Genomic DNA, 12362 nt, shown 5'->3' with positions numbered 1-12362 from the left:
ATCTGGGCCCTGGAGAAACACCCCATGGAAGCCTTGTACGGCTATTCGGTGGTGGCCGAACTGCGCCCCGGAACCCGCTACGACGAAGTAGTCCGTGCCCTGGGTGGGCATGGCGAGCTGGTGTCGACGCCGGCCGAGCTTCGGCCGGCGCTGGAACGCGCCCTCGGCAGCGGCCTGCCCGCCGTCGTCAATGTGCTCACCGACCCTGACGTGGCCTATCCCCGCCGCTCGAATCTGGCCTGAGTCATGGAGATCCGGCGATACGACATCGTGGAGGAGTTTCGCGCGGCCGCGGACCCGCTCTACCGCCGCGATCCGGTCAACTCCACTATCGAGCTGACCGTCCTGCACGGCACGATCCCGCCGGTCGATCCGCTCTTGCTGATCGTTTGCAGCGATGGAGCACCTGTTGGCGCGGCAATGCAGACCCCGTCCCGGCCCCTGTTATCCAGCGGGCTGCCCGATCACGCCATCGACAGCGTCGTGGCCGAGGTGGCGCGGATCAGACCTGAGCTAAGCGGCGTCCACGGATTATGCTCCGCGGCAAGAAAATTCGCCAATGCCTGGCAGACGGCTACCGGAAGCGAAGGCACGGTGGGCATGGAGCAACGTCTCTACCGGTTGGGGTCGCTGCGCCCGCCCATTGCTGTGGAGGGCACCCACCGGATGGCTACCGATGCTGATTCGACCCTGCTTGACGCCTGGCTGACGGAGTTCCACCGCGAGGCCCGCGGCGATGTGCCGCGCGAGCCGCGCCCACGGGCGGCTCCCATCGTGCTGTGGGAAGTGCACGATGCGCCCGTCAGCCTGGCGGCGGCCCGCGGACCTGTTGCCGGTGTGACACGAATCGGACCGGTGTACACGCCCGTCGAGCTGCGCGGACACGGCTACGGTTCGGCGGTCACCGCGGCAGCCGCGCAGTGGGCATTCGACGCCGGGGCCATCGACGTGGTGCTCTTCACCGATCTGGCCAACCCGGTATCGAACTCCATCTACCAACGCATCGGCTTCGAGCCCGTCAGCGACTGGCTGCGGATCGATTTCCCGGCGGGGCGATGAGCCTCGCTGGTTCGTCCGCGCTCGGAGGGCCCCCACCTCAGGGCGTCCCGCCCTGCATCGTCGCCGGCCGGTACCGTTGACCTGTGCCGAAGACCACCAACGCTCCGTCGGGCCGCCTGAGTAGCCGATTCTGGCGGCTGCTCGGCGCCAGCGCGGAGAAGAATCAAAGCCGTTCACTGGCCCAGGCCAGCGCTTCTGGAGAGTTCGACGAGAAAGCCGCCGACCTCGACGACGAGCAATTACGCAAAGCCGCCGGCCTGCTCGACCTCAGCGACCTCGCCGAATCCGATGACATCCCACAGTTCCTCGCCATCGCACGGGAGGCGGCCGAACGCTCCACCGGGCTGAGGCCGTTCGATGTGCAGCTGCTCGGCGCGCTGCGGATGCTGGCCGGCGACGTGATCGAAATGGCAACCGGCGAGGGCAAAACCCTGGCCGGAGCGATCGCCGCCGCCGGGTACGCATTGGGCGGCCGGCACGTCCATGTCGTCACCATCAACGACTACCTCGCCCGCCGTGACGCCGAGTGGATGGGGCCGCTGCTGGAGGCGCTAGGCCTGACCGTTGGCTGGGTCACCGCCGAGTCGACGGCAGACGAACGTCGTGAAGCCTACAAATGCAACGTCACCTACGGCTCGGTCAACGAGATCGGCTTCGACGTGTTGCGCGATCAGCTGGTCACCGATGTCGCCGACCTGGTGTCGCCGAACCCGGACGTAGCCCTGATCGACGAGGCCGACTCGGTGCTGGTCGACGAGGCGTTGGTTCCGCTGGTGCTGGCCGGAACCACCCATCGGGAGACGCCGCGGTTGGAGATCATTCGGCTGGTCGGTGAGCTGCATGCGGGCGAGGATTACGACACCGACACCGACGGCCGCAACGTCCACCTGACCGAGGCCGGGGCGCACAAAGTCGAAAAGCAGCTCGGCGGAATCGATTTGTACTCCGAAGAGCATGTCGGCACCACACTCACCGAGGTCAACGTCGCACTGCACGCGCACGTCCTGCTGCACCGCGATGTGCACTACATCGTGCGCGACGACGCGGTACATCTGATCAACGCCTCCCGCGGGCGCATTGCCCAGCTGCAACGCTGGCCGGACGGTCTGCAGGCGGCCGTCGAGGCCAAGGAAGGTATCGAGACCACCGAAACCGGCGAGGTGCTGGACACCATCACGGTGCAGGCGCTGATCAACCGGTATCCGACGGTCTGCGGCATGACCGGCACCGCGCTGGCCGCCGGCGAGCAGCTGCGGCAGTTCTACAAGCTCGGCGTCTCACCGATACCGCCGAACACGCCGAACATTCGCGAGGACGAGGCCGACCGGGTCTACATCACCGCGGCGGCGAAAAACGACGCAATCATCGCCCACATCATCGAGGTGCACGAGACCGGACAGCCCGTTCTGGTCGGCACCCATGACGTGGCCGAATCCGAAGAGCTGCACGAGCGGCTGCAGCGCCGCGGTGTCCCCGCGGTGGTACTCAACGCCAAGAACGACGCCGAAGAGGCCGGGGTGATCGCCGAGGCCGGGAAGCTCGGGGCCGTCACGGTGTCGACGCAGATGGCCGGCCGCGGCACCGACATCCGGCTCGGCGGCTCCGGCGTGGGCGACCACGACCCTGAGAAAAAAGAGGTCGTCGAGCTCGGTGGTTTGCACGTGGTCGGCACCGGTCGCCACAACACCGAGCGACTGGACAACCAGCTGCGCGGCCGCGCCGGCCGTCAGGGCGACCCCGGTTCGTCGGTGTTCTTCTCCAGCTGGGAAGACGACGTTGCGGCGGCCAACCTGGAACCCAACAAGCTGCCGACCCAGACCGACGTGGACGGCCGCATCGTCGGCCCGAAGGTCGCCGGGCTGCTGGAGCATGCCCAGCGCATTGCCGAAGGCCGGCTTCTGGACGTGCACGCGAACACCTGGCGCTACAACCAGTTGACCGCTGCGCAGCGCGCGATCATCGTCGAGCGGCGCAACGCGCTGCTCAGCACCGCCGCCGCCCGTGAGGAGCTGGCCGAGCTGGCGCCGGAGCGTTACCAGGAGCTTTCCGAAGATCCGGTAAACCTTTCGGAAGACCGCCTGGAAACCATCTGCCGGCTGATCATGCTGTATCACCTCGACCGCGGCTGGGCCGACCACCTGGCCTACCTGGCCGACATCCGGGAAAGCATCCACCTGCGCGCCCTCGGTCGGCAGAACCCGCTGGACGAATTTCACCGGATGGCCGTCGACGCGTTCGCGTCCCTGGCCGCCGACGCGATCGAGGCGGCCCAGCAGACGTTCGAAACCTCTCCGGCGATTGAAGACGAACCCGGTGTCGACCTGTCCAAGCTGGCCCGCCCGACGTCAACCTGGACGTACATGGTGCACGACAACCCGCTGGCCGACGACTCGCTTTCCGCGCTGAGCCTGCCCGGCATCTTCCGCTGAGGCTGCCGGGCACCTTCCGATAGGGTCACCGGTCATGAGCCAGCGGCCCGCAGACAACCGGCTCCTCACGGTGCCCAACGCGCTGAGCGGGATCCGTCTGGTGCTGATCCCGGTCTTCGTGTACCTGCTGCTGGTTGCCCACGCCAACGCCTGGGCGGTGGCCGTCTTGATGTTCAGCGGCGCATCGGACTGGGCCGATGGGAAGATCGCTCGACTGCTGAACCAGTCCTCGAAACTGGGGGCGTTGCTGGATCCGGCGGTCGACCGGCTCTACATGGTGACCGTTCCGATCGCATTGGGGCTGCGCGGCATCGTCCCGTGGTGGATCATCGCCGTGTTGTTGGCACGGGATGTGCTACTGGCCGCGGAGTTGCCGCTGCTGCGCACCCGCGGGTTCACCGCGCTGCCGGTGCTCTACATCGGCAAAGCCGCGACTTTCGCCCTGATGTCGGCGTTTCCGCTGATCCTGCTGGGCCAGTGGGACGCGTTGTGGAGTCGGGTCGTGTTGGCCTGCGGCTGGGCTTTTCTTATCTGGGGCACGTACTTCTACCTGTGGTCATTCGTGTTGTATGCGGTGCAGGTGGTGTTGGTGATGCGCCGGCTGCCCCCAGTGCGGGCCGGCCGCGGAAAGCCGCTGGCGAGCAGGGCCGACGTCGATGGCTGACCAGGTGCTCGGCGGCTACGACCCGTACGCGGGCCTCAGCGCCCACGAAGCGGGCCGACCACAGTTCATCCCGGTGCCGTCGTTGCTGCGTGCGCTGCTCTCCGAGCACCTGGATCCCGGTTACGCCGCCGCGGCAGCCAAACGCGAGCACTCCGCCGAGCCGCCGACCGGACTGGCCCGCGTTGGGAACTGGGTATGGCAAGCGTTGGCGGCGTTGCTGGTGGCCACGGTATTCGCCGGCGCCGTTGCCCAGGCTCGGCTGGTCGCGCCGGGCGTCAGCGCGGCCCAGCGAGTGCTGGCGGGCAGCGTGCGTTCAGAGGAGGCGGCCACCAGCGACTTAACGGCACGCCGGAATGCGCTGACGGCGCAACGTGATGACGTTCAGCGGCGGGCGTTGGCCGAGGACGCCGAGGGCCAGCGGCTACTGGCCAACCTCGACCGGCTCAGCCTGGCCGCAGCGAGCACCCCGGTGACCGGCCCGGGTTTGAGCGTGACGGTGACCGATCCCGGCCTGGCCCCGAATCTTTCCGACGTGTCCAAGCAGCGGGTAGCCGGCAGTCGGCAGATCATCCTCGACCGGGACCTGCAGCTGGTGGTCAATTCGTTGTGGGCCAGCGGCGCCGAAGCGATCTCTGTCGGTGGCGTGCGGATCGGGCCGAACGTGACCATCAGGCAGGCCGGCGGCGCGATATTGGTCGACAATAATCCGATCAGCAGCCCTTACCCGGTCCTAGCCGTCGGACCCCCGCATGCCATGCAAGATGTTTTCGACGACAGCCCCGGCCTGCGCCGGCTACGCCTCTTGGAGAGGTCTTACGGCGTCGGTGTCGACGTCAGCGCCCGCGACGGCCTCACGCTGCCCGCCGGGGCGGTCCGAGATGTCAAGTTCGCGAAGAAGATCGGGTCTTAGTGGTGAAATTTCTAGTGGCACGACGCGCAGCGTCGAAACTGCCGGTGAGGAGAGCGGAGCACCGATGATCGGTATTGCGGCGCTGGTCGTCGGGATCGTGCTGGGCTTGGTGTTTCATCCCAGCGTGCCGGAGGTCATCCAGCCGTACTTGCCGATCGCGGTGGTCGCCGCGCTCGACGCGGTGTTCGGCGGGCTGCGGGCCTATCTGGAGCGGATTTTCGACCCGAAGGTTTTCGTGGTGTCGTTCGTATTCAATGTCTTGGTCGCCGCCCTGATCGTCTATGTCGGCGACCAGTTGGGCGTCGGCACACAATTGTCGACGGCGATCATCGTCGTGCTCGGCATCCGCATCTTCGGTAACGCCGCTGCGTTGCGGCGCCGGTTGTTCGGGGCATAACAAACATGAGGCCGTCATGAGCGACCCCAATTCCGAAGGCGCACCGCGGGGCAACGGGTCCGAGGAGTCCGAGCCCGAAGCCGACGTGACCCCGGCCCAGCAGGAACACGGCGCCGACGACCCTGCGGAGCACGGCAGGCATGAACTACAGCCGCACCAACCGCGTCCCGACATCGGGGAGCTGAAGCCAACGGGATTTTTCGGCATGTTGCGGCGCGGCCGGACCGTGTTCGGCACGCTGGCGGTCTTGCTGTGCCTGCTGTTGGGGGCCGCCATCGCCACCCAGGTCCACCAAAACAATTCCGGTGACTCGTTGGACACCGCCCGTCCGGCCGACCTGCTGGTGCTGTTGGACTCACTGCGGCAACGTGAGGCGACGTTGAGCACCGAAGTCGCCGAGTTGCAGCGCACGTTGTCAACCCTGCAGGCATCCGGCACCAGCGACCAGGCCGCCATCCAGAATGCCCAGGCTCGGCTCGCCGCGCTGTCGATCCTGATCGGCACCGTCGGGGCCACCGGTCCGGGCGTCACCGTGCGGATCGAGGACCCCGGACCAGGTGTGGCACCCGAGGCGATGCTCGACGTGATCGACGAGTTGCGGGCGGCCGGGGCCGAGGCGATCCAGATCGGCGACAGCCGCCAGGCGGTGCGAGCCGGTGTCGACACCTGGATCGTCGGAGCTCCCGGCGCCCTCACCGTCGACAGCAAAACCCTCATGCCACCGTATTCGGTTCTGGCCATTGGCGATCCGCCGACGCTCGCGGCGGCGATGAACATTCCGGGCGGTGCGGTCGACAGCGTCAAACGTGTCGGTGGCACCATGTCGGTCCAACAGGGCGACAAAGTGGACATCACCGCCTTGCGGCAACCAAAACCGCGCCAATACGCTCAGCCAGTCAAGTGAGTAACCGACCAAGACAGGAACACCGTGAGCGAAATTCCGCCTGATTTGCACTACACCGCCGAACACGAGTGGATTCGCCGTACCGGGGAAAACACCGTTCGGGTGGGGATCACGGACTTCGCGCAGTCGGCGCTTGGCGACGTGGTGTTTGTCCAGCTGCCCGACGTGGGTACCGAGGTGACCGCGGGGGAGTCCTTCGGCGAGGTGGAGTCGACCAAGTCGGTGTCGGACTTGTTCGCACCCGTTTCGGCGAAAGTCGTTGCCGTCAATGGCGATCTGGATGGCAACTCGCAGCTGGTCAATTCCGATCCCTACGGCGCCGGCTGGCTGATCGACCTCGAAGTCGACGGTGGGTCCGTCGAGCAGGACTTCGCGGCGCTGCTGGACGCCGAGACCTACCGCGCCACCCTGGCCGAATGACCCTTGTTATCGTTCCCTGCGCCGCCGACGCACCGCGCCGGGGGAGATGCACGCGCCGATCCGGCGGGGGACGGCACATTGGCGTCGCGTGCGCGGTACGGTCGACACATCGACGGTCAAGGCGGGTGGGAAACCGGTCGAGCGGGCCCAACCAGACAACGCAGCAGCGGCCAGTGAGGAGCAGCGGGTGACGGAGAAGGACAACGACCAGACCTCTGACGAAGTCACCGTGGAGACGACATCGGTCTTCCGCGCCGACTTCCTCAACGAACTGGACGCTCCCGCACAAGCGGGCGCGGAGACCGCGGTCTCAGGCGTCGAGGGACTTCCGGTCGGTTCGGCGTTGCTGGTCGTCAAACGGGGACCGAACGCGGGCTCTCGCTTCCTGCTCGACCAGCCGACCACCTCGGCGGGCCGCCATCCCGACAGCGATATCTTCCTCGACGACGTCACCGTGAGCCGGCGGCACGCGGAATTCCGGTTGGAAACCGACGAGTTCCAAGTCGTGGACGTTGGCAGCCTCAACGGCACCTACGTCAACCGGGAGCCCGTCGACTCGGCGGTCCTGGCAAACGGCGACGAGGTTCAGATCGGGAAATTTCGCCTGGTGTTCTTGACCGGCCCCAAGGTCGGTGACGACAACGGAGGGCCCGGAAGCTAGTGACCGCGCCGGAGGCCCCCGCACTGGCTGGGATGTCGATCGGAGCGGTCCTCGACCTGCTCCGGCCAGACTTTCCGGATGTGACGATCTCCAAGATTCGGTTCTTGGAGGCCGAGGGTCTGGTCACGCCGCAGCGGGCGGCATCGGGCTATCGCCGGTTCACCGCTTATGACTGCGCACGACTGCGGTTCATTCTGACGGCTCAGCGGGACCAGTACCTGCCGCTGAAGGTGATCAAAGCGCAGCTAGACGCCCAGCCCGATGGCGAGTTACCGCTCGCCGGATCGCCTTATGGGGTACCGCGATTGGTTTCCGTCGGGAGTGCGGAGCCGGGTCAATCGGGCTCGGATCCCGCAGCGGTGGCGCCCACCCGCATCCGGTTGAGCCGCGAAGATCTGCTCGAGCGCTCGGGGGTGGATCCCGAGCTGTTGACGGCGCTGCTCAAGGCGGGGGTGATCACCACCGGACCGGGGAGTTTCTTCGACGAGCATGCGGTGGTGATCCTGCAGTGCGCCCGGGCGCTCGCCGAGTATGGGGTGGAACCACGTCACCTGAGGGCATTCCGCTCGGCGGCTGATCGGCAGTCCGACCTGATCGCGCAAATCGCCGGTCCGCTTGTCAAGGCGGGCAAGACCGGCGCCCGTGACCGCGCCGACGACCTGGCGCGGGAAGTCGCCGCGCTGGCAATCACGTTGCACACGTCGTTGATCAAGTCGGCAGTGCGCGACGTACTGCACCGCTGAAGGACTAGACTTCGTTCGACAGCTTGTGTTCGGCGGCTTGGTCTTCCCACCGCGACGTCGGGCCAGGTCTGAACGGACAGGGCAGCACGTGCGGAGGGCAGACATAGATGGGTGAAGTTCGCGTTGTCGGCATTCGCGTCGAGCAGCCGCAGAACCAGCCGGTCCTGTTGCTGCGCGAGGCCAACGGTGACCGGTACCTGCCGATCTGGATCGGCCAATCCGAGGCCGCGGCGATCGCCCTTGAGCAGCAGGGAGTCGAGCCGCCGCGCCCGTTGACGCACGACCTGATCCGGGATCTCATTGCCGCGCTTGGCCATTCGCTGAAAGAAGTGCGGATCGTCGACTTGCAAGAAGGCACTTTCTACGCCGATCTGATCTTCGACCGCAACATCACCGTTTCGGCGCGGCCGTCGGACTCGGTTGCCATCGCTTTGCGGGTCGGGGTGCCGATCTACGTCGAGGAGGCGGTTCTCGCGGAAGCGGGCCTACTGATTCCCGACGAAAGCGACGAGGAGCCCTCCACCGCCGTCCGAGAAGACGAAGTGGAGAAGTTCAAAGAGTTTTTGGACAGCGTTTCGCCCGACGACTTCAAAGCCACCTAACAGCACGTCAGCAACCTGCACGACGCGCGTGGTGTGCCACCGGCGCCGGGCGCGGCAACATCACGGATGCGTCTCATCTGCGAGTTCGACCTCGACACGCCCGCCGGATGGCTGCGAGTCACCGTGAAGACGGCCATACTTTGATCTCGATGTGATTAGTGCCTGATTGGTTCTAGAAACACCACAGCGTGTCGAAAAGCGTATGCTCACAAGCACTCGGCTGAGCAATCGCGGCTACCGGCAGCCCGTAACGAGCGTGATCGGCGAGAGGAAGCACCGTGGGAGACCAACCACGTCACGACCAATTGGACCTCGAGTCCGTCACCGCGATCGACGACACCGCAGCAACCCAGCCCGATCAGGCCGTCCGCGCGCCGAGCGAACCCGTGCAAGGTGGCTTGTTCCCCGACGACTCGGTGCCCGACGAATTGGTCGGCTATCGGGGCCCGAGTGCGTGCCAAATCGCCGGCATTACCTACCGCCAGTTGGACTACTGGGCGCGCACGTCGCTGGTAGTGCCGTCGATTCGCAGCGCCGCGGGGTCAGGCAGCCAACGGCTGTATTCGTTCAAGGACATCCTGGTTCTCAAGATCGTGAAGCGGTTGCTGGACACCGGCATTTCGTTGCACAACATCCGCGTCGCCGTCGACCATCTGCGCCAGCGCGGTGTGCAGGACCTGGCCAACATCACGCTGTTCTCCGACGGCACCACGGTCTATGAGTGCACCTCGGCCGAGGAGGTCGTCGACCTGTTGCAGGGGGGGCAGGGCGTCTTCGGCATCGCCGTCTCCGGAGCGATGCGGGAGTTGACCGGCGCCATCGCGGACTTCCCCGGTGAACGCGCCGACGGCGGCGAGGCCATCACCGCCCCGGAAGACGAGCTGGCCTCCCGCCGGAAGCACCGCGACCGCAAGATCGGCTGACCCGGCCCTGTAAAATCGGCACTGCATCGCCTTTGCGCGGGAGAGCTTCGTGGCCGCCAGCCACGGACGCCGAAGGAGCAACACCTCTCCGTCAACCTCTCAGGCACCCGGACCGCGCAAGACCCCGATGCCTCTGGAAAGCGGTGGCCCGGCATTCGGGTCGCCCGCCCATGGGGAAAGACATCACGTCGCCGCGGATGTCGAATCTCTCAGGCGCCCGGTTCGGGTAGACGACAGAGGGAGAGGAACGCACCGCGAAGCAACAGGTGCGGTTCCGCCTCACGTCAGGAGTCCTGAGAGTGTCCGACTACACCAACCCGCTTTTCGCCGACCGACACATCGGCCCGGACAGCGATGCCGTCGCGGCCATGCTCGAGGTCATCGGTGTCGACTCGCTGGAAGAATTGGCGCGTCGCGCGGTACCCGCCGGGATTCTCGACAAGCTCACCGACACCGGCGCCGCGCCCGGACTGGATCAGCTGCCCCCGCCCGCCAGTGAGGCGCAGGCACTGGCCGAGCTGCGGGCACTAGCCGACGCCAACACGGTCGCGGTGTCGATGATCGGGCAGGGTTACTACGACACGCTCACGCCGCCGGTGTTGCTGCGCAACATCATGGAGAACCCGGCCTGGTACACCGCCTACACGCCATACCAGCCGGAGATCAGCCAGGGCCGGCTGGAAGCGCTGCTGAACTTCCAGACCATGGTGGCCGACCTGACCGGTCTGGAAGTGGCCAACGCGTCGATGCTCGACGAGGGCACGGCGGCCGCCGAGGCGATGACGCTGATGCACCGCGCGGTCAAGGGTGGCGCCACCCGGCTGGCCGTCGACGTCGACGTGTTCGCTCAGACCGCCGCGGTGCTGGCCACCCGCGCCGAGCCACTGGGCATCGAGATTGTCACGGCCGACCTGCGCGGCGGCCTACCCGACGGCGAGTTCTTCGGCGTCATCGCGCAGCTACCCGGCGCCAGCGGCCGGATCACCGATTGGTCCGCGCTGGTGTCAGAGGCGCACGACCGCGGTGCGTTGGTGGCCATCGGCGCGGACCTGTTGGCGCTGACGTTGCTCACCCCGCCGGGGGAGATCGGCGCCGACGTGGCGTTCGGCAACACGCAACGCTTCGGTGTGCCGATGGGATTCGGCGGTCCACACGCCGGCTACCTGGTGGTGCACACTAAGCACGCCCGTCAACTGCCCGGCCGGCTGGTCGGTGTTTCCGTCGATGCGGACGGCTCACCTGCCTACCGGTTGGCACTACAGACCCGCGAACAGCACATCCGTCGCGACAAGGCGACCAGCAACATCTGCACCGCCCAAGTGCTGTTGGCGGTGATGGCCGCGATGTACGCCAGCTACCACGGCGCCGACGGGCTGGCCGGCATCGCCCGCCGGGTACACGCCCATGCCGAGACCATCGCCGCCGCACTCGGCGACGCGTTGGTACACGACGCGTACTTCGACACCGTGCTGGCCCGGGTGCCCGGCCGCGCCGACGAGGTGATCGCCGCCGCCAAGGCCCACGGCATCAACGTGTGGCGCGTCGACGACGACCATGTGTCGGTGGCCTGCGACGAAGCCACCACCGATGACCACGTGGCGGCGGTCGTGGACGCCTTCGGCGTGTCGGCCACCGAGCCGGCCTCCGCCGATATCGCGACCCGAACGTCGGAGTTCCTCACCCACCCGGCGTTCAGCCGGTACCGCACCGAGACGTCGATGATGCGGTATCTGCGCGCGCTTGCCGACAAGGATCTCGCCTTGGACCGCAGCATGATTCCGCTCGGCTCGTGCACGATGAAGCTCAACGCCGCCGCCGAGATGGAATCGATCACCTGGCCGGAGTTCGCGCGTCAGCATCCCTTCGCTCCGGCATCCGACACTCCGGGTCTGCTGCGCCTGATCGGCGATCTGGAGACCTGGCTGGTGCAGATGACCGGGTACGACGCGGTCTCGCTGCAACCCAACGCCGGTTCGCAGGGCGAGTACGCGGGGCTGCTGGCGATTCACGCCTACCACGCCAGCCGCGGCGAACCGCAGCGCGACGTATGCCTGATCCCGTCCAGCGCGCACGGCACCAACGCCGCGTCTGCCGCGCTGGCCGGCATGCGGGTGGTCGTGGTGGCCTGCCGCGACAACGGCGACGTCGACCTCGACGACCTGCGTGCCAAGGTCAGCGAGCACGCCGACCGGTTGTCGACGCTGATGATCACCTATCCGTCCACCCACGGCGTCTACGAGCAGGACATCGCCGAGATCTGCGCGGCCGTGCACGAGGCCGGCGGCCAGGTCTACATCGACGGCGCCAACCTGAATGCGCTGGTCGGACTGGCCCGGCCCGGGAAGTTCGGCGGCGACGTCAGCCACCTCAACCTGCACAAGACGTTCTGCATCCCGCACGGCGGCGGTGGGCCGGGTGTCGGTCCGGTGGCGGCCCGTTCGCACCTGGCCCCGTTCCTGCCCGGTCACCCGTACGCCCCGGAGCTTCCGCAGGGGCATCCGGTGTCGTCGGCGCCTTACGGGTCCGCCTCGATCCTGCCGATCACCTGGGCCTACATCAGGATGATGGGCGCCGACGGCTTGCGGGCCGCGTCATTGACGGCGATCGCGTCGGCCAACTACATCGCCCGCCGGCTCGACGAGTACTACCC

13 protein-coding genes and 1 riboswitch are annotated in these 12362 nt (G+C 67.0%); all 13 genes read left to right on the top strand.

The genetic code is table 11. The annotated features are described in order from the left end of the window. Positions 1 to 243 (top strand): thiamine pyrophosphate-dependent enzyme (locus VNW74_RS06050; protein ID WP_325675693.1); only part of this gene is annotated, 243 nt, incomplete at its 5' end. A gap of 3 nt (positions 244 to 246) precedes the next feature. Further along, positions 247 to 1059: a GNAT family N-acetyltransferase gene (locus VNW74_RS06045; RefSeq protein ID WP_325675692.1), complete on the top strand. Its 813-nt coding sequence runs from the start codon at positions 247 to 249 to the stop codon at positions 1057 to 1059. Positions 1060 to 1142: 83 nt separating this feature from the next. Beyond that, the gene (gene secA2, locus VNW74_RS06040; RefSeq protein ID WP_325675691.1) at positions 1143 to 3488 is read left to right on the top strand and encodes an accessory Sec system translocase SecA2; all 2346 of its coding nucleotides are present in this window, start codon (positions 1143 to 1145) and stop codon (positions 3486 to 3488) included. Positions 3489 to 3522: 34 nt separating this feature from the next. Then, a complete protein-coding gene (locus VNW74_RS06035) occupies positions 3523 to 4152 on the top strand; it encodes a CDP-alcohol phosphatidyltransferase family protein (RefSeq protein WP_325675690.1) in 630 nt (209 codons plus the stop codon). Next, positions 4145 to 5062, top strand: a complete 918-nt coding sequence (locus VNW74_RS06030) for a DUF881 domain-containing protein (RefSeq protein WP_325675689.1) — start codon at positions 4145 to 4147, stop codon at positions 5060 to 5062. Before VNW74_RS06035 ends, VNW74_RS06030 begins: the two co-directional genes overlap by 8 nt. Before the next feature lie 64 nt (positions 5063 to 5126). Then, entirely contained in the window at positions 5127 to 5459 is a 333-nt protein-coding gene (locus tag VNW74_RS06025; RefSeq protein WP_324440481.1) for a small basic family protein, read from the top strand. Between the two features lie 16 nt (positions 5460 to 5475). Next, complete coding sequence (locus VNW74_RS06020) at positions 5476 to 6363, top strand: DUF881 domain-containing protein (protein WP_325675688.1); 888 nt, start codon at positions 5476 to 5478, stop codon at positions 6361 to 6363. Between the two features lie 24 nt (positions 6364 to 6387). Next, positions 6388 to 6783 (top strand): glycine cleavage system protein GcvH, encoded by a 396-nt coding sequence (gene gcvH / locus VNW74_RS06015; protein WP_325675687.1) that lies wholly within the window; start codon positions 6388 to 6390, stop codon positions 6781 to 6783. A gap of 187 nt (positions 6784 to 6970) precedes the next feature. Then, positions 6971 to 7444 carry a glycogen accumulation regulator GarA gene (gene garA / locus VNW74_RS06010; RefSeq protein WP_325675694.1) on the top strand — a complete coding sequence of 158 codons (474 nt, stop codon included), beginning with the start codon at positions 6971 to 6973 and terminating at the stop codon, positions 7442 to 7444. Beyond that, the gene (locus tag VNW74_RS06005; protein WP_325675686.1) at positions 7444 to 8187 is read left to right on the top strand and encodes a MerR family transcriptional regulator; all 744 of its coding nucleotides are present in this window, start codon (positions 7444 to 7446) and stop codon (positions 8185 to 8187) included. The genes garA and VNW74_RS06005 overlap by 1 nt, the downstream gene beginning before the upstream one ends. A gap of 107 nt (positions 8188 to 8294) precedes the next feature. Next, a complete protein-coding gene (locus VNW74_RS06000) occupies positions 8295 to 8789 on the top strand; it encodes a bifunctional nuclease family protein (RefSeq protein WP_085195536.1) in 495 nt (164 codons plus the stop codon). A gap of 278 nt (positions 8790 to 9067) precedes the next feature. Continuing rightward, the gene (locus tag VNW74_RS05995) at positions 9068 to 9712 is read left to right on the top strand and encodes a MerR family transcriptional regulator (RefSeq protein ID WP_414686607.1); all 645 of its coding nucleotides are present in this window, start codon (positions 9068 to 9070) and stop codon (positions 9710 to 9712) included. A 27-nt stretch (positions 9713 to 9739) separates the two neighbouring features. Next, positions 9740 to 9837: riboswitch (glycine riboswitch) on the top strand. 174 nt (positions 9838 to 10011) lie between these two features. Beyond that, the coding region (gene gcvP, locus VNW74_RS05990) for an aminomethyl-transferring glycine dehydrogenase (protein ID WP_325675685.1) at positions 10012 to 12362 on the top strand (2351 nt) is incomplete at its 3' end.

The sequence above is a fragment of the Mycobacterium sp. genome (assembly GCF_035570115.1).
GTDB lineage: Bacteria > Actinomycetota > Actinomycetes > Mycobacteriales > Mycobacteriaceae > Mycobacterium.
The sequence above is the reverse complement of the archived record's forward strand: the minus strand, read 5'-3'. Positions and strand labels throughout refer to the sequence as shown.

Bases quoted from the DNA above. Each gene is read 5' to 3' on its own strand.
- VNW74_RS06045 (WP_325675692.1), top strand. From the start codon at position 247: ATGGAGATCCGGCGATACGACATCGTGGAGGAGTTTCGCGCGGCCGCG.
- VNW74_RS06035 (WP_325675690.1), top strand. From the start codon at position 3,523: ATGAGCCAGCGGCCCGCAGACAACCGGCTCCTCACGGTGCCCAACGCG.
- VNW74_RS06030 (WP_325675689.1), top strand. From the start codon at position 4,145: ATGGCTGACCAGGTGCTCGGCGGCTACGACCCGTACGCGGGCCTCAGC.
- VNW74_RS06025 (WP_324440481.1), top strand. From the start codon at position 5,127: ATGATCGGTATTGCGGCGCTGGTCGTCGGGATCGTGCTGGGCTTGGTG.
- VNW74_RS06020 (WP_325675688.1), top strand. From the start codon at position 5,476: ATGAGCGACCCCAATTCCGAAGGCGCACCGCGGGGCAACGGGTCCGAG.
- VNW74_RS06000 (WP_085195536.1), top strand. From the start codon at position 8,295: ATGGGTGAAGTTCGCGTTGTCGGCATTCGCGTCGAGCAGCCGCAGAAC.